This window comes from Lachnospira eligens, from assembly GCF_009680455.1.
In the GTDB taxonomy this organism is placed as follows: Bacteria; Bacillota; Clostridia; order Lachnospirales; family Lachnospiraceae; genus Lachnospira; species Lachnospira eligens_A.
Genome location: NZ_WKRD01000007.1, coordinates 182,810 through 208,585 on the forward strand (window position 1 = coordinate 182,810; position 25,776 = coordinate 208,585).

Sequence of the window (25,776 nt, forward strand, 5' to 3'; positions counted from 1 at the left end):
GGCTGAATAGGCGGGAGGAGATAATATGCTTAAGGGAAAGACAGTTGTTCTTGGAGTAACAGGCAGTATAGCAGCATATAAGATTGCTAATCTTGCAAGTATGCTTGTAAAGAAGCATGCCAATGTGCATGTTATAATGACTGAGAATGCATGCAATTTTATTAATCCGATAACATTTGAGACACTTACAGGAAACAAGTGCTTAGTTGATACATTTGACAGAAACTTCCAGTTTAATGTTGAGCATGTCAGCCTTGCAAAGCTGGCTGATATATTCCTTGTAGCACCTGCTTCGGCAGATGTAATAGGAAAGATTGCAAATGGGATAGCAGACGATATGCTGACTACAACAATTATGGCATGCAAATGTCCAAAGCTTATATCACCTGCGATGAACACTAATATGTTCACTAATCCTATAGTACAGGATAATCTTAAGAAATTAGAGCATTATGGATATGAAATTATCCAGCCTGACAGCGGTTATCTTGCATGTGGAGATACAGGTGCGGGAAAGATGCCATCGGAGCAGGTTCTTCTTAATTACATCTTAAGGACAATAGCTAAAGATAAAGATATGGCCGGAATTAAGCTTACAGTTACTGCAGGACCTACAAGAGAGAAGTTAGACCCTGTAAGATTCTTATCTAATAATTCCACTGGAAAAATGGGATATGCAATTGCTAAGATGGCAATGCTTCGTGGAGCGGATGTAACACTTATATCAGGAAAAGTAAGCCTTGAGCCGGTGCCATTTGTTAAGATGGTGGATATTGTTTCAGCAGAGGATATGTATAATGCAGTAATTAAGAGTGCTAAAGACGCAGATATAATAATCAAGGCAGCAGCAGTTGCAGATTACAGACCGTCTGATGTAAGTGAAGAAAAGATTAAGAAAAAAGATGGTGATATGTCAATTCCTCTTGAGCGGACTAAAGACATAATAGGCACACTTGGAAGCAATAAAAGAGATGGATTGTTTCTGTGCGGATTCTCAATGGAAACAGAGCATATGCTTGACAATTCCAAGGTGAAGCTTACAAAGAAGAATCTTGATATGATAGTGGCTAATAATGTCAAAGTGGCAGGAGCCGGATTTGGAACAGATACCAATGTGGTTACTGTTATTACTAAAGACGCAGTCGAGGAGCTTCCTATGATGAGTAAGGAAGAGGTTGCTGACGCACTTCTTGACAGAATAATGAAAGCAAGATAATAATAAAAAAATAAAAACAGGCTGCCGGTTAACAGGCAGCCTGTTTTGCTACATATCTTCGCCAAGTGCCTTGATTCTTCCGTAAGTACTTAAAAGATATAAGCCAGAAAGACCTACAAGTGCGTAGATTATACGGTCAACCATAACTGATCTGAATATAAAATGCACAAGATTAAAGTTGAGGAAACCGATAAGTCCCCAGTTAAGCGTTCCTACAATGGCAATTGTAAGAGCAATGTAGTCTATAGGTTTAGAATTCATAAAATGCCTCCTTAAAATAGCGGATTTGGTTTTGAAATTAGTATGGAAAATGTAAGATAAATCATACTGGTAAAATATGGATTTTATTGAGAAAAAGTGTAAACTTGACGACTTTAAACCTTGTATCATACTGTCTAAAATGCTACAATTACAGTGTTTGTGAATCAGCACAGATAAAGTGCGGAAATAATGAGGTTTATCATGGCGGGAAAGAAAGTAGTCAGATACAGAAGAAAGCCGAAAGCAGCAGCAATTATATTTGGAATAGTGCTGGTATATATTGTGTGCTTTATAGTTATATATGTTTCAAAAGCAAAGGTACAGACATATGAAGTTGAAGTGGGTTCACTAATGAATAATGCTTCATTTACAGCAGTTGCCTTAAGACAGGAAGAAGTCTATAATTCCTCATATTCTGGTGATATTAACTATTATCAGCGAGAGGGAACAAGAGTTATGACCGGTGATACAGTGTATACGGTTGATGAGACAGGAAGAGTTTCAGATATACTTGCACAGTATACATCAGGAGATGGCAATGCACTTTCAGATGAGAATCTTACAGTCATTAAGAATACACTTACTAATTACAAGACTGAGTATGCAGACAGTGGATTCAGTGCAGTTTATGATCTCAAGTCAGATCTTAATGCAACTGTACTACAGTCTATTAATGAGAATATTATGGCCAATCTTGATTCAATTGTAGCAAGCACAGGAAGTCAGGACCTTTTTAAGACTGCAAAGTCAGATAAACCGGGTATAGTTGTTTATTCGGTTGATGGTTATGAAGGAGTTACCGAGGAAACAATTGGCAGTGTTGACTTTAAGAAAAAATCATATGATAAGCAGAGTCTTAAGTCAGAAAAGCTTATTACAGCCTCAGATCCTGCATATAAGCTTATTACAAGTGAGAACTGGACACTTATGTTTCCAGTTACACAGTCAGATATAGACAAGTATTCTCTTTCATCTAAGGATACATTATCAATTAAGTTTACCAAGGATAATATTACAGGCACATTTCCATTCAAGATAGTTAATGATGGTAAGAACTCATATGGTGAGATAACATTATCAAAATATATGATAAGATATGCTACAGAGAGATTCCTTGAGATTGAGATAATTGTGTCAGGAAAGTCAGGAATCAAGGTTCCGGTATCGGCGGTAACCGAGAACGAATTCTATAAGATACCTAAAGAATACCTCATAACTAATGGTGAAAAGGGTGATTATGGATTCCTTGTAGAACAGAGCGATTCAGATGGTAAGCTGAATCAGGTATTTAAGGCTGTTGATATATATAAGTCAAATGATGAGGCTGTGTATATTAAGAAGACAGAACTGGCAGCCGGCACTGGAATAATCAGGATGGATTCAAGTGACAGGTTCGTTGTAGGACCGGTTGAAAAGCTTAGAGGTGTGTATTGTGTTAATACAGGATATACAGTATTTAAGCTTGTAGAAGTAATAGATGGCAATAATGAATATTACATATTAAAACAGTCACTTAGTCATGGTGTGTCAATATATGACAGAATAATTCTGGATGCAGACAAGTATTCAGAGAATGAGATGATATATTAAAGCTTATGCATATCAGATTAATGACATTCAGGAGGCATTATGTTAAAGGATAATCTTATTGAAGTAGAAGAGCATATTAAGAAAGCATGTGAGAAATCAGGAAGAAATCCAGAAGATGTGTGTCTTGTTGCAGTAAGCAAGACCAAGCCCAAGGATATGCTTATGGAAGTATATGACTGTGGAATAAGACAGTTTGGAGAGAATTATGTTCAGGAGATGGTGGACAAGGCAGATACACTTCCTAAGGATATAACATGGCATATGATAGGACATCTGCAGAGAAACAAGGTAAAATATGTTGTAGGACGAGCTGCATTGATTCATTCAGTTGATTCAGAAAGACTTGCCGTTGCAATAAGTGATGAAGCAGTAAAGAAAGGCCTTATACAGGATATTCTTATTGAAGTTAATGTTGCAGGAGAAGAGAACAAGTTCGGTGTAACATGTGAAGAAGCGGAAGAATTTGTGAAGAAAATAGGAGTGCTTCCGGGAATTAAGATAAGAGGATTCATGACAAGTGCACCATTTGTTGAAAATCCTGAAGATAACAGGAAGTATTTTAGAGAATTAAAGCAATTACTGGTTGACATCAATAACAAAAACATAGATAATGTATACATGAATGTTTTGTCCATGGGGATGACTAACGATTATACTGTTGCTGTAGAAGAAGGGGCAACTCATGTAAGGGTTGGAACAGCGATATTTGGAGCCAGGGACTATTCACATTAATATGTTTTGGGGATACTAAAGAAAGTCAGATTATTAGATATAGGAGAGTGTTTATAATGGGAATGTTAGACGGTTTAACTAATATGTTTAAGATGCATGACGATGATGATTTTGATGACGATTACGAAGATTACGATGATGATTTCGGTGATGACTACGATGATGAGAAACCATCAGAAAGAAAGAATCTTTTTGGAAGGAATACCAAGAAAGATACAGTAGCAGACGAAGATGTTTCATATACAGCAGAGAAGCCAAGATTTGCTTCCAAGTCTAAGGTTGTTCCTATGAAGACACAGTCTCCAAGAGGACTTGAAGTTGTTGTAATAAGACCAGAATCTATGGAAGATGCTAAGGAGATAACTGATACACTTCTTACAGGTAAGGCAGTTGTGCTTAACCTTGAAGGAATCCATGTTGAGATAGCACAGAGAATAATAGATTATTCTGCTGGTTCTACATATGCAATAAGGGGTAACCTTCAGAAGATAACTAATTATATTTTCCTGGTGACTCCACCTAATGTAGATATTTCGGGTGATATTCCTGAGATAGTAACAGGAGGAATTGATCTTTCATCATTTAACAAGAATGAAAACAGATTTTAATTGATCTTCACAGCCACCCACATATAATGGGTGGCTGTTTAAGTATAAGGATAAGGGAGAATGTTATGAAGTGTATTAATGTAAAGTGCGAAGGTAAACCAGCATACGATATTGTGATTGAAAGTGGATTCGGGGGACTTTCAGAAGCCTTTAATAAGCTTGAAATAACAGGGAGAAAGTTATGTATTGTGACAGACAGCAATGTAGGTCCTTTATATGCAGAACAGGTAAAGAATGAGCTTGAAAAAACAGGCAATACAGTATATGTGTATACATTTGCAGCAGGAGAAGAGAATAAGACTCTTGACACAGTACAGGATGTATATGAATATCTTATAGAGAATCATTTTGACAGGAATGACTGCCTTGTAGCACTTGGCGGAGGAGTTGTTGGCGACCTTACCGGATTTTCTGCGGCAACATATCTTAGAGGAATTAAATTCATACAGGTTCCTACATCACTTCTTGCACAGGTTGATTCAAGTATTGGCGGCAAGACAGGCGTTGATTTCAGGGCATATAAGAATATGGTTGGAGCATTCCACCAGCCAAAGCTTGTATATATGAACATGTCAGTGCTTAAGTCACTCAGTAAGAGACTTTTTAATTCTGGATTTGGTGAGATTATTAAGCATGGTCTTATTAAAGACAAGGAATATTACAACTGGCTTAAGGACAATGCAGACAGAATTAAGGCACTAGATCCAGATGCACTTGAACATATGATATATGTGAGCTGTAATATCAAGAGAGAGGTTGTTGAGAATGACCCTAAGGAGAAAGGTGAAAGAGCACTGCTTAATTTCGGACATACATTAGGACATGCCATTGAGAAAGAGATGAACTTCTCACTTTATCATGGAGAGTGTGTTGTGCTTGGAATGATAGCAGCACTCAATATATGTGTCGAGCTTGGAACTATAACTGCAAATGAAAGAGATGATGCTCTTAAAACATTTGCATTATATGAATTCCCTGACCATGTCACAGGAATTAAGATTGATGATGTTGTTGCGGTATCCAAGAATGACAAGAAGATGGATGCTGGCAAGGTTAAGTTCATTCTTCTTAAGTCAGTCGGAGATGCTTATATTGACAGAGATATAACTGATGACCAGATGAGAAGAGCACTTGAAGGTGTAATAAGATAAATGTTTAATAACGGAGGCCGAAAGTGAATAATAAAAAGAAAATATTCAATTTGTTATTTTATATTATAGGAATTGTTGTTCTGACTGAATTAGACCAGATTACCAAAGCACTTGCAGAAGCGAGGCTTTTAGGAAAACCGGATTTTAAGATAATAGGCGATGCTTTCGTATTCTCTTATCTTAGAAATTCAGGTGCAGCATGGGGAATGCTAAGCGGTAAGATTAATCTGTTTCTTGTGTTTACAGTTATAGTTATGCTTATAGTAACTTATGTAATTATTAATCTTCCTGCAACAAGAAAGTATATGCCACTTCTTATAACATGTACATTACTTGTATCTGGTGCAGTAGGAAACTTTATTGACAGGGTAAGATTCGGATACGTAAGGGATTTTATATATTTCAAGCTTATTAATTTTCCGGTATTCAATGTGGCAGACTGCTATGTTACTGTTTCAGTTGCGCTGCTTATAATTCTTATTCTTTTTGTCTATAAAGAAGATGATTTCGAATTCTTAAGGTTATCGAAGAAGGGTGATAATAATGAGTGATTCAGTGCAGAATTTAATTGCTGAACCAGAGGATAAGGGGACAAGAATAGATAAATATCTGTCGCAGGAGTTAGAAGATGTGTCAAGGTCACGCATACAGAAGCTGTTAGATGATGGAGATATTACGGTTGATGACAAATGTGTCAAGTCTAACTATAAGCTTAATGGAACGGAACATATCACAATAACAATTCCTGAACTTATTGTGCCACAGATACTTCCGGAAAACATACCTCTGAATATAATATATGAAGATGATGATGTGATACTGATAGATAAACCGAAGGGAATGGTTGTACATCCGGCTGCAGGACATTATACAGGAACAGTTGTCAATGCACTTATGTATCATTGCAGGGATAATCTGTCAGGAATTAATGGCGTTATGCGTCCTGGAATAGTACACAGAATAGATATGAATACCACGGGTGTTATTGTTGCATGTAAGAATGACAAGGCACATAATGATATTGCTGCACAGCTTGCTGTCCATTCAATAACAAGAAAGTATTATTGCATTGTCCATAACCGCTTTAAAGAGGAAGAAGGCACAGTGGATGCACCTATAGGGCGTAATCCAAAGGACCGCAAGATGATGGCGGTTGACAGAAAGAATGGAAAACGTGCTGTTACACATTACCGTGTACTTGAGAATTTTGACAAATACAGTTTTATAGAATGTCAGTTAGAGACAGGCAGAACTCATCAGATAAGAGTACATATGGCAAGTATAGGACATCCGATACTTGGAGATGATGTGTATTGTCATGCCAGGAGTGGATATAAGCTGCAGGGACAGACACTACATGCGGGTGTTCTTGGATTTATACACCCGTCAACAGGTGAATATATGGAGTTCAAAGCACCATTGCCCGAATATTTTGAGAAGCTGCTTAAGGATTTAAGAAATGGAGGTAGCAATTGAGACGAAGGGAATTTATAGATATGATATTGAACAGTATTTCAGATACATTTGATATATACCATAATTACTGGTTTGAAGGTAGAAAGTTTGTTATATATGCTTACAGCTATAATAAGAAAGACAGATTTTCTACAACAGATGATGCCAAGTTATGGGACTCAAAATGCTATGAGCATCTGTTTTTCATTAATTGTGATACGCTTGGCATGAAAGAGCTTGATGATTTATATGATTTTGCTGTCAATAAGATTGAACCGCATTTTGTAAGAGGTGACGGAAAGCTGCCGGCTAAGAATCATATGTATACACATATATCATTTATAATAATCACAAGAAACCAGGTGCTTCCTGATGTTGAGAAGGCACTTAAATCTAAGAATTATAGTAAGAATTATATGTTTGGTGCAAGAGGTTTTTCTAATATCAGACTGGCTTGTGTTACACCGAGCAGATACAGTGTGATATCTAATAAGGCTGGAACTAAGATAGCAGAATTTCTTACAGAGATACTCTTGCATATAGACCATTATGAAGAGTAATTAATAATTATTAAAGATTAATTTAATTATGCTTAATATGTAGATTTTACCACAGAAATAATGTATAATATATCTAAAGTATTTCGTATACAATTGAAACCAGGAGGTAGGAACTATGGATGAGAGAACAGTTATTACTATCGGACGAGAATTTGGAAGCGGTGGACATGAGATAGGCATGAAACTGGCAGAGAAGCTGGGGATAAAGTGCTACGACAAGGAACTGCTTGAACTTGCAGCTAAGGAGAGTGGACTTTGTGAAGAACTTTTCGCATCTCAGGACGAGAAGCCTACTAACAGTTTCCTTTATTCTCTTGTAATGGATACATATTCACTGGGATATACTAATTCATATGTGGATATGCCTATTAATCACAAGGTTTTCCTTGCACAGTTTGATGCTATCAAGAAACTTGCAGAGAGAGAATCATGTGTTATTGTAGGAAGATGTGCTGATTATGCATTGGAAGATAATCCATATGCAGTAAGTGTATTTATCAAGGCAAGTCTTGATGAGAGAGTACAGAGAATTAAGAGAATCTATGAACTTAATGATTCTAAGGCTGCAGATCTTATCCAGAAGACGGATAAGAGAAGAGCAAGCTATTACAATTACTACTCAAGCAAGAAGTGGGGAGAAGCTAAGAGCTACAACCTCTGTATAGACAGTGGACTTGTAGGAATAGATGGCGCAATTGATATGATACTTAAGTTTATTGAATTAAAAGAGAAGAACATGGGCAAAGATATTTAATTCACTTTTAATATATACACGGTTGGTAAGTTATGGATTTTAATGGCTATAAGAGAACGAAGAAGTTTGATATTAAGAGATGGTTTAAGGGAACTAATTCAATCGTATACCTTGTTATACTTGTTGTAATGGTTCTTGGACTGCTGTTTGTGTTAAGAACTGTTATCAGTATGCATAACAGCAATAAGAATGCTGATAATGTATCACAGGAAGAGACCACTGGTGAAACTGATTCATCAGAGACGGATACACAGACACAGACAATTGCAAAGAACCAGTCATATTATATCAGAATAAGCATAGCGAAGCATACGCTGGTTGTTTATCAGCTTGATGACAATAAAGAATTCTCTATTCCTGTTAAGGCTTTTAAAGTGGCTCTAGGACCTAAAGTTGCTCCTGCCAAGACGGCTATATCAGAGAAATCTTTATGGCGTAAGATTACAGATATATATTATGTCAGATACTCTTCAAGACTTGATAATGCTGAGTATCTAAGTACCGCAACATATTACAGCCAGAGTGATAATAATCTTAATCCAAAGTCATACAATGCCATAGGTCAGAATGTGTCGGAAGGTTCAATACTTATGACATGTGCCAATGCCAAGTGGATATATGAGAATTGTGGTGCGAAGACAACTGTTGAGATAGTTGAGAATTTTGATATAAGTTCTGATATTAAGGTTGAAGATATAAACAGAATAGCTGATAATGCATATAGAGACCCGACAGATAATGTGAATGGCAGCAGTAATATACAGAATAATAACGTTTCACAATACAATCAGACACAGGCTGAAACAGAAGCTGTCACGAATGATGACAGACCTCAGGAGACTGAGGCACAGACACAGAAGAATGATTCTCGAGAGACACAGCCGACAACTGTCAGTCAGCAGGAGACTACTGCCCAGTCATCAGAGGCACAGAAGCCGTATGACAAGACCGTGTCAGAGTAATTTAACAACACATTTATAATAACATTTAATCCCTTTTCGCTTTTTATAAAGCCGAATGTATGCTATAATAGGTACATTCGTGTATTTATGAAAGGAAAAGGGATTATTTTATGTCAAACATTATTATTTTAGCAGCAATTATACTTTACCTGGGAATGGTAGTGTGGATAGGTGTAATCTGTTCTAAGAAGAACAGTGATGTAGGAGACTTCTATCTTGGTGGAAGAAAGTTAGGACCTGTTGTTACTGCAATGAGTGCAGAAGCGTCAGACATGAGCAGTTACCTGCTTATGGGTGTTCCGGGACTGGCATACCTTACAGGTCTTGCTGACGCAACATGGACAGCAATTGGTCTTGCACTTGGTACTTACCTTAACTGGCTTATTGTTGCCAAGAAGATAAGATTATATTCACATGGTTATCAGGCAATAACACTTCCTGATTATTTCTCTAAGAGATTCGGGGATGACAAGCATGTAATTACATTAATATCTGCAGCACTTATTGTAATATTCTTTATACCATATACAGCATCAGGCTTTGCTGCCTGCGGAAAGCTGTTTAACAGCCTTTTAGGCTTTAATTATCATACAGCAATGATTGTCAGTGCTGTTGTTATCGTACTTTACTGTACTATGGGAGGATTCCTTGCAGCAAGCACATCTGACCTTGTGCAGAGTATTATTATGACATTCGCACTTGCTGTAGTAGTTATATTTGGAATTGTACAGGCAGGAGGAATGGGAGTTGTACTTGATAATGCCAAGGCACTTCCAGGATATCTTGATATGTTCCATACACATATTGCAGAGACTAATACATCAGGTGATTATGGATTCTTTAAGATTGTTTCAACACTTGCATGGGGACTCGGATATTTCGGAATGCCACATATCCTTTTAAGATTCATGGCTATTGAAGATGAGAACAAGTTAAAGATTTCAAGAAGAATTGCTACTGTATGGGTATTCATATCACTTATTGTTGCAACAGGTATCGGTGTAATCGGTCTTACACTTTCTAAATCTGGTATTATTGATACTTTAACAGGAAGCGAATCAGAGACAATTATTGTTAAGATATCACATTATCTTTCAACATTTAACCCTGTAGCAGCATTTATAGCAGGAATTATCCTTGCAGGTATTCTTGCAGCTACCATGTCAACAGCAGATTCACAGCTTCTTGCAGCTTCATCTGCTATATCACAGAACCTTGCGGTTGAGGTGTTACATATTAATATGTCTAAGAAGACATCAATGCTTGTTGCAAGACTTACAGTTGTTGTTATATCAGTTATATCAATATTCTTTGCACTTGATCCTACAAGCTCAGTATTTAAGATTGTTTCATTTGCATGGGCAGGTTTCGGTGCGGCATTCGGTCCTGTGGTTCTCTGCTCACTTTTCTGGAAGAGAGCCAATAAGTATGGAATTATATCGGGCATGATTGCTGGCGGTGCAATGATATTTATATGGAAATTCGGTATTGCTAAGCTTGGTGGAATATTCGCAGTATATGAGCTTTTACCAGCATTTATATTTGCAACAGTAGTTATTATTGTTGTAAGTCTTGCTACAGGAAAGCCTTCGCAGGAAGTTATGGACAAGTTTGAAGAAGTTAAGAATATGAGCAAATAACTATAGAGAAGGTGCTTTATATATGGGATATACAATCGCAATATGTGATGATGATAAGAATATGGCAGACAAGCTGACAGTTTCATTGAAGAATGAGTTCATGAAAGCAGGCAGGAATGATGTAATCATAGATTACTATGACACAGGCGTGCAGTTACTGGAAGCTCTAAAGAATAAAATGTATAAAGCAGTACTCCTGGACATTAACATGGAGCCGATGGATGGATTTGCTGTGGCTGAGGCTATTGGAAAATCAGGATACAGGACTAAGATTATATTCGTTACTTCGCATGAAGATGTTGTATATGATACATTTGATTATACTCCGTTCTATTTTATCAGAAAGTCAAGATATGAGACTTATGTACAGAGAGTCGTTAAGAAGCTAATCGCCATTGATGGTTATGAAAAGACGATTGTTCTTGATGATAAAGATGGAATTATCAATATTAATTCAGGTGATATAACCTATGTTCACAGTGAGGACCATTATCTTACAGTACATACGGCTGATGGGAATTCCTATGTAATCAGGAAGAATATGATGGAATTCGGACAGGATATAACAGGTACGGATATAGTAAGGGCTCATAAAAAATATATGATTAATTACAGGTATATTTCAAGAATCAACCAGAGTACTAATGAGATTATTATGATTGATGGTGAAACTCTCAAACTTGGAAGAAGCTATAAAGATACATTTATGAAGGGATATATGCAGTACAGGCACAACAGACAGACATATGAATGATATATTGTTAAATATTGTTAATATCAGAATGGCAATAATGATATGTATAGGAGTAATACTTGTAAGAGAGATATATCTGGTACTGAACGGCTATATTGCTAAAGCAGCGTATGTGGTATCGGCACTGGTTGTCATTGCTATAGCAGCTATTACTTATGGCGTGATATATATTGTAAATGTTAATCTTATTATATATAAAACGGGAATGTATGAGTTCACTGTTATAGTTATATATATGACATTGATTGCACTTGTGAATACATTTAAAACAATCAGACATGGCAGTTTTACGAAGATAGATATAATTAATATAGCAGCATATGTTTTGGTATTATGTTTTAATATATATCTGTTAATCAGATTAGGAATTTCTGATGGCGGCAACGATGTCATGCTGATTATGAACATTATAGTGTTAAGTCTGGTGCTTGCAATTATATTCTATAGAACGCTTGTAAGGCTCTATCAGGAGAATTACAAGGGACAAGAGGCAGAACATTTAAGAAATGTAATAGAGTCAGGTGAGGATTATCTTAAAAATGTTCAGGCAATGGATAAGCAGGTAAGAACTGTAAGGCATGATATGAATAATCAGCTTCAGGTTATATATGGTCTGCTTTCACAGGAAAGATATGAGGAAGCTAAGGATTTTCTTAAGCAGTACAGTATAAGTCTTGAGAAAACCAAGGAATATATTCATACAGATAATCCGATATTCAATACGGTTATTAATAATAAGATTGAATATGCCAAGAGTGAAGATATAATAATAACGACAGGTCTTCATAAGACATTAAAGCCTATGCATGGCAACGACCTGTACACAATTATGGGAAATGTGTTAGACAACGCAATAGAGGCTGAACTTAAAGAAGAACCGTGTAACAGGGAAATAGAAATCCGTTCTGTATGGAATGGCAATGATATGATTATAACTGTAGAGAATTATATATCGAAGTCAGTATTAAATGATAATAAAGAGCTTCATACAAGTAAGCAGGACAAGAAATCACATGGTCTTGGAACACAGATTATCAAGAAGCTTGTAAAGAAGAATAATGGAACATGCGATTACCATGAGGAAGGTAATATGTTCTGTTGTGAAATAAGATGGTAATGAAACAGAGCCGGAACAGTTGGATTAATCCTTCTGTTCCGGCTTTTTGCAACTATACTTATAGTCACCATGGTCGTTCACGACAAAGTTGCTGTCGTTCACGACATTGATGTTGAAATGGGGAAGATAGTGCAATACTATATAATTAGCTGTACAAACAAATGTTATGGAGGTTTATTATTATGAAAACAAGAAGAAAAAAACTTGTAAAGAATGTATTTATTTTTATTGCGATGTTTATGATTGTTGGAATGTATATTGTACCAGTTACTTCTAATGCTGGACAGGTGGCAAAAGGATGGGGATTTGCTTTTAATTATGATGGTCAGGAAAGATATACAAATCCTGAGGCTAAAAACACAACATCTTCAGTTAGAATGTACTGTGAATATTCAGATTGTTATAATTCATATTATTACGCAAAAGTATATTCTGAAAAAGATGGAAGTACAAGAGATGCGTCACATGGCTTACAGTATTCATTTTCAGAGGGGGAAACAAAAGACATGTCAAACTGGGTTGTGGAAAATGGTTATGACAGAGCATGTATAAGGCTGACCGGTGAAAATATTGATACAGAATATGGTACATGCTTTGGCGGATTTTGGTGGCCGGATATTTTAGATTAATTTTATAAGTTGTACAGCTAATAAAAGGAAGGACTAATAATATAATGAGCAAAGTAAAGAAAATTATTCCTAGCTTTTTCTTAATGACTGCGTTGTGCGGATGCACAACGCAGTCCATAGAGGACGCTAAGAATATAGTTGAAACGAAAACATATGCTTACAGATATGAATATGAGACAGAACAAAATGGAGAGGCAATAACACAGTATCACGAAGAAAAACCGACAAATACAGATTACGTTGAAGATACAGAAGAAAATATTTTATATCTGCAAAGTAAAGCAAGCATGCTTAAGTTTATGAAAATGAATGAAACATTTACAAATGGAGATTGTGAATATAAAGTTACAGATGTAATTGCCACAACATATCGTGACTATGCATATGAACTTGTAAATGATGAGTATACCGAAGGAATGATGGACTATCTGAAAAAGATTAGAAATGTTGATGATAATGGCTATTTAACAGATAAAGAGTATAGATTTATCTGGGTAAAACTCAATATTAAATATAATGGAAGGTCATCAACCAAATTAAATATGAGCACATCATTATATGTAAAAAAGAATGATAAACTTGTAAGTTATGGAAGTTATTTAATTGAAAGTAAAGAGCTATGGCTTTTACCGGATTCAGAAGAAAAGGTTGCAGGAAGAGTGGCAGTTAATCCCGGTGAAGAAATGGATATGTGGATATGTTTTAAGGCAAAATATAATAGTGGTTACACATATTATATGACAGGCTCTTTTGGTTATAATGATGACCCGAGATTGTATACGGGAAATCTTATAGAATTAAATATAGAGGATAAAGAATAATGAATATGAAAGTAACAAAAAAATTACTTTTAATAGAATTTAGGAGAGTTTTTAAAAGTAAATTGTTTTATATAAGCTTGATGATTGGAATTATACTGGTAACGGGGGCTTTTATAAATGAAGCTGTTCCACATATGGATATTTTATATGCGTTTGACGGAAGTGCTGCATCATATCCTTTTTCTGTATTTAATTCATGGATTGGAAACTGGATGGGATATGAGCCATTTGCTACGTCATATTTATATGTGTGTATTTTATTGGCATCGTTACCATATTGTCATACATTTTCAAAAGATAACAAGAATCAGTACATATTGCAGTATTATTGCAGAATTGACAAAAATAAAGTACATCTGGCAAAGTTTATTACGACATATGTTACAGGTGGAATGATAGTATTTATCCCGGTATTTCTGAATCTGATTATGACAATGATGTTTATACCAGCATTGAAACCGATTGAGAACGGTATGTTTATAGGGGCGGGAATGACTATATTGTCAAGATTATATTATGATAATGCATTTGTATATGTTGCTATATATATGGTTCAGTTTTTTATATATGGCGGAGCTTTTTCTGTTATAGCACTTGCATTTTCATATTTTTTTGATAATTCATTTCTTGTTATGTTAAGCCCTTTCGTAGCTTTTTTTGGATTGGGAGTGATATCAACATTATGTAGAAGATTGTTTGGATTGATTACTTTTAATCCAAATGTTTTAATGGCACCTTCGCATCTTTTGTATGATATAGAACTAATTCCTTTTATCTGTGAACCGATTGTGATTACTCTAATCAGTGCGTATATTTTTTTCAGGAAGGGAAGAAACAATGAAGCGATATAAATGGGGGATTCTGACAATTATCCTTGTGATATTAATTACATGCATTGGAATGATAATAAGAATAAATGTCTTGTTTCCAAATGCCAAAGTTATTACATATACAAGCGATAATCCAGCTGATTTAGATGGATTGATAATTAAACCGGTTAATTATAAAGTGTATACCATGGAAGAATATTCTGAAATTTCGTCAAGATATAAGAATATTCAAGGGGAAAAAGCGGATAAAAGCAGAGTTGTGGTACTTAATATTTTACTGAAAAATACAACAGAAGATATAATTACATATTATCCATCAGGGAATATGGTGATTGAAAAACTTCATGCACGAAATGGTGTTACATTGCAGGAACCAGATAAGATGACTGTAACAGTTATGCCAGGAGAGGAACTGGAAGTTGGCTTACATGCGTATATTGGACCAAGTCAGTTGGATTATAAATTATTTGATAAGATAGATTCGTCAACGGTTACATTTGTATATTCCTATTATCCGTACAGACAAAGGATAGTATTTAATAAATGAATGAGAAAGCTTGTATTTGATAAGAGGTGAATTTATGGGAAACAGAACGTGGAAAAAGCTGTGTTTTGCACTGATATATTTGATACCGGTTATTATATTCATTAGTACGCTTTCTAAAATGTATAAAGTGTTCTGGAATGTGAACGCATGCATGTCAGATTATTATCTTGCCGTATTTGATTGGAAGACGATTTCTTTCATGGGATTATTCGAGATGATATATGTATCTTTTGTATCTATTGTAATTATTAAAAGAAATATAACTTCGAATAGAATTGTTCTTTACCAGTTAATGGGAAAAATGTGGAGAGACTGCATTAAAAGAGGCATATTAATAACTTTGCTTATTCCAGTGGTTAATTGTCTGATTATAATGCTGACAGGGTTAAGAGAAGGGGCAGTTTTTGGATGCAACTGGAATATTACAGGAAGTTTAGCTAAAACATGGATACCTTATCATGAACTGGCATATGAGAATACATTTGCGGTAATAGTCCTCATGTTATTACTGGATATCTTAAGACTTCAGATTGTTTATGTGCTTTTATGTCTGCTTTACTGGATTACAAGATCGGCTGTGTGGAGTTTTATCATAATATATTTTAATGTATTATTTTTAAGTATAGGTAAAACAGGGCTGTTTGACAGATTTGTGATGTATCAGACGGACATGTACATATATGGAATATCTGTATTTAACAATATAGTACTGCCTGTTATTATCTGGGCGGTGTGTGCAGCAGTAAGTTATCTGACATTCAGGTTTTATAGAAAGGACATGCTTAAGAACTAATGAGATGTTTTATTAATGTATTTAAGGCAGACCTGAAAAGGTTTTGGAATATTGCATGGAAATTATACATAGCATTTGCAGTGTATTCTTTAATGCAGGCTTTAATATTCTTTGCTAATATGAACAAATCAATCAATAAGGGGAGGATAGCAGCAGTGTCGTTAGGCGACAGCCTTATGGATTTCTTTAAAGGAGCTAAAGAGTTCTATCCCGAAAGAAATCTGGCGATGGATATTCCGGTGCTTGAGATATTTGTCCTTTTATTTCTGCTTTTTATTGTTGCGTATTATATTAATTCGGACAGGAGTGCGTTAAGCAGGAGCATAATGATTGCCTCGCGTTCACCAGTGTACTGGTGGGTCAGTAAATATATTATCGCAGTATTAGCTGCACTTGTATATATGGTTCTGATAATTGTAACATTTGCAGTCAGTGGCTTTGCAGTTCTAGGAAATAAGTTCAGTCTGAGGATGCATTTTACCGCCAGAGAGAACATAAAACTCATACTTGGAAGTGAAGATATAAGCTGCAATACCAATGTTGTGTTACTTATGGTTCTGTGTACGCTTAGCTTAATTACTGCATGTATTATAATTCTGCTGGTTTCATATGTGTTTAACTCTATATTTGGATTTATTATTAATCTGTTGTTATTCATATTCAGCATATGTTATATGAAGTGGTTTGGCTTCTATAATTATATGATGATGTACAGAATCCCGCATGTTTATGACAGATGGTATCTTGGAGCGTTATTAATGCTGGGGATAGATGTGGGGATTATGGCTGCTGGAATTATATATTCAAGAAAAAGAGATTTTCTGTAGGAGGAGTAAGTATGTATATTGAATTGAAAAATGTATCTAAGAAAATTAAAGGCATTGATATTCTTGATGATGTCAGCCTTAGAATGGAATCTGGAAAGATATATGGTTTCAGGGGAAAGAATGGAAGTGGTAAGACAATGCTTATGCGTGCAATAGCAGGTCTTATCAAGGTTACAGGAACAGTTGATATTGATGGGAAGATATTAGGAAAAGATGAAATGTTTCCTCCAAGCATAGGAATTCTTATAGAGAATCCTTCATTTATCAGTAATTATACAGGATTTGAGAATTTAAAGACGCTGGCTTCTATCAGAGAACGGATTGATGACGATAAGATAAGGCAGACACTTACGGAGGTTGGGCTTGAACCGGATGATAAGAGAACATTCAAGAAATATTCACTCGGTATGAAACAAAGACTGGGTATAGCGGCTGCGATAATGGAAGATCCGGATATTATTATTCTTGATGAACCTATTAACGCGCTTGATGATTCAGGAACTGAGCAGGTAAGGCAGATTCTTTTAAAGCACAAGCAGAGAGGTGCGTTAATTATTATTGCCTGCCATGATGCTGATGAACTGGAATTCTTATCAGACGAGATTATAGAGATAGCAGAGGGCAGAATACAGCCAAAGAAAGAGAAAAAATAAGAAAAAAAGTTCCTGCAGCAGATATTTAAAAATATAAGACTGCAGGAACTTTTTCTTAATCTTCGTCGTTAATATCTTTCTGTGCAACAGCAGCGGCTACAACTGATATGATAACCACAGCAGCTATAATAGCAACTGCAACACCTATAATTGGTCCGATGAATAACATAAAATTCATAATATCACACCTCTTCGAACATATTTATTATATCCATTATATATCGGTTTTATAATATGTACAAGCAATTAAGCATCTTTTTTAGATTCTTTTTCTTCTTTAGCAAGGTTTTTGTTAGCAGTTGAAAGCATAAGCTTGATTCTGTTTAACTGGTTAACTTCGGAAGCACCTGGATCATAATCTACAGCAATTATGTTAGCTTCAGGATATGCTGCACGAAGCTCTTTGATAACTCCCTTTCCTACAATGTGGTTAGGCAGACATGCAAATGGCTGACAGCATACGATATTGCCTACACCATGATGGATAAGCTCAATCATTTCACCGGTAAGAAGCCAGCCTTCACCAGTCTGGTTGCCAAGTGATACGAAGTCTTTAGCGTAATTGGCTGTCTCACTAATCTTAGATGGAGCATCGAATCTCTTGCTTTCTGCAAGTGCTTTGGTTCCAGCCTTTCTGAAGGTTTCAAGTATCTTTATAAGTGTACTTGAAAGAATAGCCCCTTTCTTAGGTGTCTTTAATAATTCATGCTTATATGTTGAATTCTGCATACAGTAGAGAAGGAATCCCATAAGGTCAGGCATAACAGCCTCAGCACCTTCTGCCTCAAGTAACTCAATAATGTGGTTGTTAGCAGCAGGCATGAACTTAACAAGAATCTCTCCAACAACACCAACTCTAGGCTTCTTGATATCCTTAAGCGGAATATTATCAAAATCCTTAACAATAGCACGGAGGTTCTTATTGAACTCTTTCATATGAACCTTATTTTTAGTAAGTTGCTCAATGCAGACCTTCTTCCATTTTTCATGAAGTGCATTAACTGAACCAGGAACTGCCTCGTAAGGTCTTGTACGGTATACAACATTCATGAATATATCACCATATTCAACAGCCATCATAGCTTTCTTAAGCATTGGTATGTCATAGCTGAAGCCTGGATTAGATTCAAGTCCCTGTGCACTCAGTGAGATTACAGGAACATCTGGAATACCAGCCTTTATGAGTGCTCTTCTGATGAATCCGATATAGTTGGAAGCACGGCATCCACCACCTGTCTGTGACATAATCACAGCAGTTCTTGAAAGGTCGTATTTGCCTGAAAGAAGGGCGTTCATAATCTGTCCGACTACCATAAGTGAAGGGTAGCATGCGTCGTTATTAACATATTTAAGACCTACATCTACTGATGACTTGTTGTCGTTCTCAAGGACTTCAATATTGTAGCCACATGAATTAAGGGCAGGACCTAATATGTCAAAATGTATTGGTGACATCTGAGGGCAGAGAATTGTGTAATTCTTTCTCATATCTTCAGTAAACTGTACTCTGTGGTAGGCAGATGACTGAATCTTTCTCTGGTAATTCTTCTGTTCACGGACTCTTAAAGCAGCGATTAGTGAACGTACTCTGATTCTTGCAGCGCCAAGGTTATTAACCTCATCAATCTTAAGTACTGTATATATCTTTCCAGACTTAGTAAGTATATCGTTGACAGCGTCAGTAGTAACGGCATCAAGACCGCATCCAAATGAATTGAGCTGGATAAGGTCGAGATTATCTACAGTCTTTACATAGTTAGCAGCAGCGTAAAGTCTTGAATGATACATCCACTGGTCAAGAATGATAAGAGGTCTTTCAACTGTTCCTAAATGTGCAACACTGTCCTCTGTAAGTACTGCAAGTCCGTATGAATTAATAAGTTCAGGAATACCGTGGTTTACTTCAGGGTCAACATGGTAAGGACGGCCGGCAAGTACAATACCGCGCTTTCCGGTTTCGTTAAGGTAAGCGATTACTTCTTCACCTTTATTTCTGACATCCTGTCTGCAAGCCATCATTTCATCCCATCCGGCTTTGACAGCAGACTTAATCTCTGCGGCAGGAATGTATGATGAGAATTCCTCAACGAGTCTTTTTGATATCTTCTCCTCACTTTCAAATGACATGAAAGGATTTCTGAAATCTATATTCTCCGTTTTAAGTTCTTCTACATTATTCTTAATGTTCTCGGCATAAGAAGTAACGATAGGGCAGTTATAATGGTTATTAGTGCCTTCGTATTCATTATGCTCATAAGGTACACATGGATAGAAGATGAATTTAACTCCCTGCTTAATAAGCCACATGATATGACCATGTGCAAGCTTTGCAGGATAACACTCTGACTCTGATGGAATTGACTCAATACCTAATTCGTAAAGCTTGTGGCTTGACTGAGGTGAGAGTACAACCCTGTATCCAAGTTTTGTGAAAAATGTATACCAGAACGGATAGTTCTCATACATGTTAAGAACTCTTGGAATACCTACAGTACCTCTTGTAGCCTTTTCTTCTGAAAGAGGCTCATAGTCAAAGAGTCTGTGGAACTTATAATCGAAAAGGTTAGGAAGCTTTTCCTTGTTCTTCTCTTTACCAAGTCCACGTTCACATCTGTTACCTGTAATAAACTGTCTGCCGCCAGAGAATTTATTGATTGTAAGATGACAGCTGTTAGTACATCCCTTACATCTTGTAAGCTTTGTTTCATATGTAAGAGAGTTAATCTTATCTATAGAAAGCATAGATGATTCTGATATACCGTCATATCTTTCTCTTGCAATAAGGGCAGCACCAAAAGCGCCCATTATACCAGCGATATCAGGTCTGATTGCCTGAACGCCTGTAATCTTCTCAAAACTTCTAAGAACTGCGTCGTTGTAGAATGTACCACCCTGAACAACGATATGCTTACCTAAATCATCAGGGTCAGAAATCTTGATAACCTTGTATAAAGCATTTTTAATAACAGAATAAGCAAGTCCGGCAGAGATATCTGCAACTTCAGCACCTTCCTTCTGAGCCTGCTTAACCTTGGAATTCATGAATACTGTACAACGTGTTCCTAAGTCAATAGGATGGTTTGCAAATAAAGCAGCCTTGGCAAAGTCCTGAACTGTGAAGTTGAGGGATTTTGCAAATGTTTCTATGAATGAACCACATCCTGATGAACATGCTTCGTTAAGCTGTACTGAATCTACAGTCTGGTTCTTAATCTTGATACATTTCATATCCTGTCCACCGATATCGATGATACAGTCTACTTCAGGGTCAAAGAATGCAGCAGCGTAGAAATGTGACACTGTCTCAACTTCACCCTCATCTAACATAAGAGCCGACTTGATAAGTGCTTCACCGTAACCTGTTGAACATGACTGTACAATCTTGGCTTCTGGTGGAAGCAGTGTATATATCTCTTTAATAGCTTTAATTGTTGTAGCAAGTGGTGAACCGTTATTGCTTGAGTAGAATGAGTAAAGAAGATTACCGTCTTCATCAACTAAAGCAACCTTGGTTGTTGTTGAACCCGCATCGATTCCGAGATAGCAGTTGCCCTTGTAAGATGCGATATCAGCAGTCTTAACATGATGAGAGCTGTGACGCTTTGTGAATTCATCATATGCAAACTGGTTCTCAAAAAGAGGTTCCATACGTTCAACCTCGAACTCAAGCTTAATCTTTCCTTTAAGTCTTGCGATAATGTCTTCTACAGGAACACATACATCTTCACTGTAATTCATTGCTGAACCAACAGCAGCAAATAAGTGTGAATGGTCAGGAGCAATGATTTCATCCGGACCTAAGCTTAATGTACGGATAAATGCCTGTCTTAACTCTGATAAGAAATGAAGTGGTCCGCCTAAGAATGCAACATTACCACGGATTGGTTTACCACATGCAAGACCACTGATTGTCTGGTTTACAACAGCCTGGAATATAGATGCAGAAAGGTCTTCCTTAGTTGCACCTTCATTGATAAGAGGCTGGATATCAGTCTTGGCAAATACACCACATCTTGCGGCAATAGGGTATATTGACTTATAGTTCTTGGCATATTCATTAAGTCCCATTGCGTCTGTCTGTAACAGAGTTGCCATCTGGTCAATGAAAGAACCTGTACCGCCGGCACATATTCCGTTCATTCTCTGGTCAATACCGTTAGTAAAGTAGATAATCTTAGCATCCTCACCACCAAGCTCGATTGCAACATCACACTGTGGAGCATAATCCTGAAGGGCAGTAGACACGGCTACTACCTCCTGTGTAAATGGTACTTCTAAATGTTTGGCAAGAGTAAGTCCGCCTGAACCTGTGATAACAGGATATACTTCAAACTCGCCAAGCTCAGCCACTGCCTTTTCAAGAAGTGACTGGAGTGTTTCCTGGATATTCGCAAAATGCCTTTCATAATCAGAAAATAAAATATTATTATTATCATCTAAAACAGCGATTTTTACAGTTGTTGATCCAATATCAATACCTAATTTGAATTTGTTCATAACCTAATACAGCTGTAGCTGTCCTCCTTAAAATAAATATACAAAAGTTACCCATTGCATAGTGACTTTGGCGAAAAAACGCAGAATATGTCATTTTCTATGCAACCTATGCATTATAGAGTAAAATGGAATAAATTTCAATATTAATAGGAAATAATAAAATAGCTTTAATTATTTATGGTGGATATTTTTATTAAAATTTAAGAACTTAAGAGTAAGTTTAATTGACATCATATTGTTTTGTTTATTATAATTTCTTGTATATGATTATGAATTATTAGTCTGTAACATGTGTAAGACTGAAAGGAACATTTTATGAACTGGTTTGCTAAATTTGAGAAAAAATTCTCTAAGTATGCGATTAAGAATCTTATGTTTTACATCATTGTCCTTTATGCAATAGGATTTGTGATGAATACATTTTTTAATGGATTATATGACGCATATTTTTCACTTGATTTTGCTATGATTTTCAAAGGACAGGTATGGAGACTCATCACATTCATATTACAACCGCCTTCTAACAGCATAATATTTGTGGTATTTGTGCTGTATTTCTACTATCTGATTGGTTCGGTACTTGAAAGAATATGGGGCTCGTTCAGATTTAATGTATACTTCTTTACAGGAGTTATCCTTAATATACTTGCATCACTTATTATCTATCTTATATGGGGATTAAGCTTTAAATTAAGTACGAATTATATTAATCTTGCCTTGTTCATGGCATTCGCTATGGAGCAGCCGGATATGGAGGTTTTATTATTCTTCATTATCCCAATCAAGATTAAATGGATGGCAATACTTGATGCTGTAATATTCGGAATTACTATAGTATTCGGATATCTTGTGCCTTTTCTTCCAAGAAATGTATGGTACAGCCTGTATGCAGCAGGTTTTCTTGCACCGTCAGCAATTATGTGTTATGCCAACGCAACGGCGGCGCTTGTGTCAATGCTGAATTTTATAATATTCTTCTTCCTGTACAAGAAAGGCCCGGCAAAGAGCAGTACACAGAGAAACTTCGACAAAGCAATGAGAACAGCAAAGAAAGCACAGCAGAACGCCAGAAAAGACTATTGGCAGCAGAATAGTGGTAACACTCAGGGCAATGGTGGCACATATGGGACAGCATCATCAGATAACAGAACACAACAAAGTCAGGCACAACACGTGAAGCGCGGCGTGCCGAAGCACAGATGTGCAGTATGCGGAAGGACAGAACTTGACGACGAAAACCTCACATTCAGATTCTGCTCAAAATGCGCCGGCAACTACGAATACTGTTCCGACCACTTATATACCCACATCCATGTAACTGGTGATAAATAAGGTAAAGCTTGTTAAATAAAAAACTTAGTTGATTTGACACGCAAATATGTTATTATATTGTAGGTATGTGTTTGAAAAGATTTTAATTATTTTGGAGGAAACAATGAAAAAGACTAAGATTATTTGCACAATGGGTCCTAATACTAATGACAGAAACCTTATTAAGGATCTTGCGTTAGCAGGAATGGATATTGCAAGATTTAATTTTTCTCATGGTGACCATGAGGAGCAGGCAGGAAGATTTGCCTTAATTAAAAGTGTAAGAGAAGAACTTAATATCCCTATTGCAACTCTTCTTGATACTAAGGGACCTGAGATTAGAACAGGTGCTGTTAAGGATGACAAGAAGGTTACACTTGTTGAGGGACAGAAATATACATTAACAACAAGACAGGTGCCAGCAGATGATAAGATTAATATGGTAACTTATGCAGGTCTTCCAGAAGATGTTACTACAGGTAATATTATTCTTATCGATGATGGTCTTATCGAGCTTAAGGTTGATAAGGTTGAAGGTACAGAGATTGAATGTACAGTAATTAATGGTGGTGAGCTTGGTTCTAAGAAGGGTGTTAATGTTCCTAACGTAAGCATCAGACTTCCAGGCATCACAGAGAAAGATAAGGAAGATATCATCTTTGGTGTTGAGCAGGGATTTGATTTTATCGCAGCTTCATTTGTAAGAAATGCAGCATGTATCGAGGAAATTAAGCACCTTCTTTGGGAGCATGGTTCAGATATCCCAGTTATTGCTAAGATTGAGAATGCCGAAGGTATTGCTAATATAGATGATATCATCAGAGTTGCTGATGGTATCATGGTGGCCCGTGGAGATATGGGCGTTGAGATTCCTGCTGAGGAAGTTCCACATGTTCAGAAGGAAATCATCAAGAAGTGTAATGCTAAGTATAAGCCAGTTATCACAGCTACACAGATGCTTGATTCTATGATCAGAAATCCAAGACCTACAAGAGCTGAGGTTACTGATGTTGCTAACGCTATCTACGACGGAACAGATGTTGTTATGCTTAGTGGTGAGACTGCTAATGGAAAGTACCCATTAGAGGCTGTTAAGATGATGGTTAAGATTGCAGAAAGAACAGAGCGGGAGATTAAAGGACATTCAGTAGAATATTCTAATCTTCACAGCAAGAGAAGCATTTCAAGCGCTGTATGTAATGCTGCAGTTCAGACAGCAGATAACCTTGGAGCTAAGGCTATTATCTGTCCTACAATTTCAGGATTTACAGCAAGACTTACATCTAAGTTAAAGCCAGAAGCTGAGATTATCGGATGCTCTCCATACGATAATGTCCTTAGAAAGATGCAGATTTACTGGGGTGTTAGACCTCTTAAGACAGCAACAGAAGCTTCTACAGATAAGATTATTGAGCATGCATTAGTAGTTTCTGAACATGCTGGATTCGTAGAAGAAGGAGATACAGTAATTGTTTCTGCTGGTATCGCTACATCTTCTGATCCTTCATCTAAGAGAGGACTTACTAACACAATGAGAGTAGTTACAATCTAGTGTTAATTTGATACATTTGTTTCGGAATGAGGCTTGATTTTAATATTCTATTATGTTATAAGTAATACACAATTAATATTACAAAGCGTTGATGGAAACAAGTAGGTTATTACTGAACTTACAGAAAGCAGCCGGTTGATGAGAGGCGCAAGGGTAAGGGTAACTGAATACATTCCGGAGTGGCGAACTGAAAGCATATTTGTAAGTAGGGGCAGCCGGAGTAGCACACGTTATAGTGCATAAGTCCATGCTGGTGGACTTAATGAGGTGGCAGATGCGAGTCTGTCATGAATAAAGGTGGTAACACGTAAGTTCAGGCTTTCGTCCTTTTAAAGAAGGGCGGAAGCCTTTTTTGTAAGCAATGAGCCATGCAAGACAGAATGTGCTTGCACAGATTCTGTCTTATATGGCGAATGCAGATAATGAACAACGGAGCACGGAGTGCGGAAGTTGTGAATTATCAAGGCTCGGGAGCAGCAAAGCTGCGGAGAGACTTGGCTTACAAAGTTGCGCAAG

At 36.6% G+C, this 25,776-nt stretch carries 25 protein-coding genes; 22 read left to right on the forward strand and 3 right to left on the reverse strand.

Translation table 11 applies throughout. The features are described from left to right. Nucleotides 1-25 precede the first annotated feature (25 nt). Nucleotides 26-1,216 carry a bifunctional phosphopantothenoylcysteine decarboxylase/phosphopantothenate--cysteine ligase CoaBC gene (gene coaBC, locus GKE48_RS10510; RefSeq protein ID WP_154301043.1) on the forward strand — a complete coding sequence of 397 codons (1,191 nt, stop codon included), beginning with the start codon at nt 26-28 and terminating at the stop codon, nt 1,214-1,216. Nucleotides 1,217-1,264: 48 nt separating this feature from the next. On the opposite strand, the gene GKE48_RS10515 is transcribed toward coaBC, so the two are convergent. Then, a complete protein-coding gene (locus GKE48_RS10515) occupies nt 1,265-1,477 on the reverse strand; it encodes a DUF378 domain-containing protein (protein ID WP_022097422.1) in 213 nt (70 codons plus the stop codon). Between the two features lie 201 nt (nt 1,478-1,678). On the opposite strand from GKE48_RS10515, the gene GKE48_RS10520 reads away from it, so the two are divergent. The 19 genes from GKE48_RS10520 (at nt 1,679) to GKE48_RS10610 (ending at nt 17,900) form a co-directional block, all read left to right on the forward strand. Next, nucleotides 1,679-3,067 carry a biotin/lipoyl attachment domain-containing protein gene (locus GKE48_RS10520; protein WP_022097421.1) on the forward strand — a complete coding sequence of 463 codons (1,389 nt, stop codon included), beginning with the start codon at nt 1,679-1,681 and terminating at the stop codon, nt 3,065-3,067. Nucleotides 3,068-3,106: 39 nt separating this feature from the next. Further along, on the forward strand, nt 3,107-3,799 hold the full coding sequence (locus tag GKE48_RS10525; RefSeq protein WP_022097420.1) for a YggS family pyridoxal phosphate-dependent enzyme: 693 nt from the start codon (nt 3,107-3,109) through the stop codon (nt 3,797-3,799). Nucleotides 3,800-3,855: 56 nt separating this feature from the next. Beyond that, on the forward strand, nt 3,856-4,407 hold the full coding sequence (locus tag GKE48_RS10530) for a cell division protein SepF (protein WP_022097419.1): 552 nt from the start codon (nt 3,856-3,858) through the stop codon (nt 4,405-4,407). Nucleotides 4,408-4,472: 65 nt separating this feature from the next. Continuing rightward, the gene (gene aroB, locus GKE48_RS10535) at nt 4,473-5,558 is read left to right on the forward strand and encodes a 3-dehydroquinate synthase (protein ID WP_022097418.1); all 1,086 of its coding nucleotides are present in this window, start codon (nt 4,473-4,475) and stop codon (nt 5,556-5,558) included. Nucleotides 5,559-5,581: 23 nt separating this feature from the next. Beyond that, nucleotides 5,582-6,109, forward strand: coding sequence for a signal peptidase II (gene lspA / locus GKE48_RS10540; RefSeq protein WP_022097417.1), 528 nt, complete (start codon nt 5,582-5,584; stop codon nt 6,107-6,109). Further along, nucleotides 6,102-7,034 (forward strand): RluA family pseudouridine synthase, encoded by a 933-nt coding sequence (locus tag GKE48_RS10545; protein ID WP_022097416.1) that lies wholly within the window; start codon nt 6,102-6,104, stop codon nt 7,032-7,034. Before lspA ends, GKE48_RS10545 begins: the two co-directional genes overlap by 8 nt. Further along, a complete protein-coding gene (locus GKE48_RS10550; RefSeq protein WP_022097415.1) occupies nt 7,031-7,573 on the forward strand; it encodes a DUF8052 family protein in 543 nt (180 codons plus the stop codon). The genes GKE48_RS10545 and GKE48_RS10550 overlap by 4 nt, the downstream gene beginning before the upstream one ends. Nucleotides 7,574-7,688: 115 nt before the next feature. Beyond that, nucleotides 7,689-8,327: a cytidylate kinase-like family protein gene (locus GKE48_RS10555; protein ID WP_012739382.1), complete on the forward strand. Its 639-nt coding sequence runs from the start codon at nt 7,689-7,691 to the stop codon at nt 8,325-8,327. 32 nt (nt 8,328-8,359) lie between these two features. Continuing rightward, nucleotides 8,360-9,289: a L,D-transpeptidase gene (locus GKE48_RS10560; protein WP_022097414.1), complete on the forward strand. Its 930-nt coding sequence runs from the start codon at nt 8,360-8,362 to the stop codon at nt 9,287-9,289. 110 nt (nt 9,290-9,399) lie between these two features. Then, nucleotides 9,400-10,929, forward strand: a complete 1,530-nt coding sequence (locus tag GKE48_RS10565; protein WP_118370380.1) for a sodium/proline symporter — start codon at nt 9,400-9,402, stop codon at nt 10,927-10,929. A gap of 22 nt (nt 10,930-10,951) precedes the next feature. Continuing rightward, nucleotides 10,952-11,683, forward strand: coding sequence for a LytR/AlgR family response regulator transcription factor (locus GKE48_RS10570; RefSeq protein ID WP_022097412.1), 732 nt, complete (start codon nt 10,952-10,954; stop codon nt 11,681-11,683). Beyond that, complete coding sequence (locus GKE48_RS10575) at nt 11,676-12,800, forward strand: sensor histidine kinase (RefSeq protein WP_022097411.1); 1,125 nt, start codon at nt 11,676-11,678, stop codon at nt 12,798-12,800. The genes GKE48_RS10570 and GKE48_RS10575 overlap by 8 nt, the downstream gene beginning before the upstream one ends. A gap of 182 nt (nt 12,801-12,982) precedes the next feature. Next, entirely contained in the window at nt 12,983-13,429 is a 447-nt protein-coding gene (locus tag GKE48_RS10580; protein WP_154301044.1) for a hypothetical protein, read from the forward strand. A gap of 44 nt (nt 13,430-13,473) precedes the next feature. Beyond that, a complete protein-coding gene (locus GKE48_RS10585) occupies nt 13,474-14,250 on the forward strand; it encodes a DUF4352 domain-containing protein (RefSeq protein ID WP_022097538.1) in 777 nt (258 codons plus the stop codon). 80 nt (nt 14,251-14,330) lie between these two features. After that, nucleotides 14,331-15,101, forward strand: coding sequence for a hypothetical protein (locus GKE48_RS10590; RefSeq protein WP_173016920.1), 771 nt, complete (start codon nt 14,331-14,333; stop codon nt 15,099-15,101). After that, on the forward strand, nt 15,088-15,627 hold the full coding sequence (locus GKE48_RS10595) for a hypothetical protein (RefSeq protein ID WP_022097536.1): 540 nt from the start codon (nt 15,088-15,090) through the stop codon (nt 15,625-15,627). Before GKE48_RS10590 ends, GKE48_RS10595 begins: the two co-directional genes overlap by 14 nt. A 34-nt stretch (nt 15,628-15,661) precedes the next feature. Continuing rightward, on the forward strand, nt 15,662-16,420 hold the full coding sequence (locus tag GKE48_RS10600; protein WP_022097535.1) for a hypothetical protein: 759 nt from the start codon (nt 15,662-15,664) through the stop codon (nt 16,418-16,420). Further along, nucleotides 16,420-17,247: a hypothetical protein gene (locus GKE48_RS10605; protein ID WP_022097534.1), complete on the forward strand. Its 828-nt coding sequence runs from the start codon at nt 16,420-16,422 to the stop codon at nt 17,245-17,247. The genes GKE48_RS10600 and GKE48_RS10605 overlap by 1 nt, the downstream gene beginning before the upstream one ends. A gap of 11 nt (nt 17,248-17,258) precedes the next feature. Further along, nucleotides 17,259-17,900 (forward strand): ATP-binding cassette domain-containing protein, encoded by a 642-nt coding sequence (locus tag GKE48_RS10610; protein WP_022097533.1) that lies wholly within the window; start codon nt 17,259-17,261, stop codon nt 17,898-17,900. 55 nt (nt 17,901-17,955) lie between these two features. Here the strand turns inward: GKE48_RS10610 and GKE48_RS14960 are convergent, their stop codons facing one another. Both GKE48_RS14960 and GKE48_RS10615 read right to left on the reverse strand, forming a co-directional pair. After that, on the reverse strand, nt 17,956-18,078 hold the full coding sequence (locus GKE48_RS14960) for a hypothetical protein (protein ID WP_022097532.1): 123 nt from the start codon (nt 18,076-18,078) through the stop codon (nt 17,956-17,958). 68 nt (nt 18,079-18,146) lie between these two features. After that, the gene (locus GKE48_RS10615) at nt 18,147-22,397 is read right to left on the reverse strand and encodes a 2-hydroxyacyl-CoA dehydratase (protein WP_022097531.1); all 4,251 of its coding nucleotides are present in this window, start codon (nt 22,395-22,397) and stop codon (nt 18,147-18,149) included. A gap of 315 nt (nt 22,398-22,712) precedes the next feature. Here GKE48_RS10615 and GKE48_RS10620 point away from each other — a divergent pair, with 315 nt between their 5' ends. Both GKE48_RS10620 and pyk read left to right on the forward strand, forming a co-directional pair. Next, the gene (locus GKE48_RS10620) at nt 22,713-23,729 is read left to right on the forward strand and encodes a rhomboid family intramembrane serine protease (protein ID WP_022097530.1); all 1,017 of its coding nucleotides are present in this window, start codon (nt 22,713-22,715) and stop codon (nt 23,727-23,729) included. 103 nt (nt 23,730-23,832) lie between these two features. Further along, entirely contained in the window at nt 23,833-25,260 is a 1,428-nt protein-coding gene (gene pyk, locus GKE48_RS10625) for a pyruvate kinase (RefSeq protein ID WP_022097529.1), read from the forward strand. Nucleotides 25,261-25,776 lie beyond the last annotated feature (516 nt).

What these genes read in the sequence shown, in the direction of transcription:
- coaBC (WP_154301043.1), top strand. Translation starts at nt 26, where the DNA reads ATGCTTAAGGGAAAGACAGTTGTTCTTGGAGTAACAGGCAGTATAGCA.
- GKE48_RS10515 (WP_022097422.1), bottom strand. Translation starts at nt 1,477, where the DNA reads ATGAATTCTAAACCTATAGACTACATTGCTCTTACAATTGCCATTGTA.
- GKE48_RS10520 (WP_022097421.1), top strand. Translation starts at nt 1,679, where the DNA reads ATGGCGGGAAAGAAAGTAGTCAGATACAGAAGAAAGCCGAAAGCAGCA.
- GKE48_RS10525 (WP_022097420.1), top strand. Translation starts at nt 3,107, where the DNA reads ATGTTAAAGGATAATCTTATTGAAGTAGAAGAGCATATTAAGAAAGCA.
- GKE48_RS10530 (WP_022097419.1), top strand. Translation starts at nt 3,856, where the DNA reads ATGGGAATGTTAGACGGTTTAACTAATATGTTTAAGATGCATGACGAT.
- aroB (WP_022097418.1), top strand. Translation starts at nt 4,473, where the DNA reads ATGAAGTGTATTAATGTAAAGTGCGAAGGTAAACCAGCATACGATATT.
- GKE48_RS10545 (WP_022097416.1), top strand. Translation starts at nt 6,102, where the DNA reads ATGAGTGATTCAGTGCAGAATTTAATTGCTGAACCAGAGGATAAGGGG.
- GKE48_RS10555 (WP_012739382.1), top strand. Translation starts at nt 7,689, where the DNA reads ATGGATGAGAGAACAGTTATTACTATCGGACGAGAATTTGGAAGCGGT.
- GKE48_RS10560 (WP_022097414.1), top strand. Translation starts at nt 8,360, where the DNA reads ATGGATTTTAATGGCTATAAGAGAACGAAGAAGTTTGATATTAAGAGA.
- GKE48_RS10565 (WP_118370380.1), top strand. Translation starts at nt 9,400, where the DNA reads ATGTCAAACATTATTATTTTAGCAGCAATTATACTTTACCTGGGAATG.
- GKE48_RS10570 (WP_022097412.1), top strand. Translation starts at nt 10,952, where the DNA reads ATGGGATATACAATCGCAATATGTGATGATGATAAGAATATGGCAGAC.
- GKE48_RS10575 (WP_022097411.1), top strand. Translation starts at nt 11,676, where the DNA reads ATGAATGATATATTGTTAAATATTGTTAATATCAGAATGGCAATAATG.
- GKE48_RS10580 (WP_154301044.1), top strand. Translation starts at nt 12,983, where the DNA reads ATGAAAACAAGAAGAAAAAAACTTGTAAAGAATGTATTTATTTTTATT.
- GKE48_RS10585 (WP_022097538.1), top strand. Translation starts at nt 13,474, where the DNA reads ATGAGCAAAGTAAAGAAAATTATTCCTAGCTTTTTCTTAATGACTGCG.
- GKE48_RS10590 (WP_173016920.1), top strand. Translation starts at nt 14,331, where the DNA reads ATGATTGGAATTATACTGGTAACGGGGGCTTTTATAAATGAAGCTGTT.
- GKE48_RS10595 (WP_022097536.1), top strand. Translation starts at nt 15,088, where the DNA reads ATGAAGCGATATAAATGGGGGATTCTGACAATTATCCTTGTGATATTA.
- GKE48_RS10600 (WP_022097535.1), top strand. Translation starts at nt 15,662, where the DNA reads ATGGGAAACAGAACGTGGAAAAAGCTGTGTTTTGCACTGATATATTTG.
- GKE48_RS10605 (WP_022097534.1), top strand. Translation starts at nt 16,420, where the DNA reads ATGAGATGTTTTATTAATGTATTTAAGGCAGACCTGAAAAGGTTTTGG.
- GKE48_RS10610 (WP_022097533.1), top strand. Translation starts at nt 17,259, where the DNA reads ATGTATATTGAATTGAAAAATGTATCTAAGAAAATTAAAGGCATTGAT.
- GKE48_RS14960 (WP_022097532.1), bottom strand. Translation starts at nt 18,078, where the DNA reads ATGAATTTTATGTTATTCATCGGACCAATTATAGGTGTTGCAGTTGCT.
- GKE48_RS10615 (WP_022097531.1), bottom strand. Translation starts at nt 22,397, where the DNA reads ATGAACAAATTCAAATTAGGTATTGATATTGGATCAACAACTGTAAAA.
- GKE48_RS10620 (WP_022097530.1), top strand. Translation starts at nt 22,713, where the DNA reads ATGAACTGGTTTGCTAAATTTGAGAAAAAATTCTCTAAGTATGCGATT.
- pyk (WP_022097529.1), top strand. Translation starts at nt 23,833, where the DNA reads ATGAAAAAGACTAAGATTATTTGCACAATGGGTCCTAATACTAATGAC.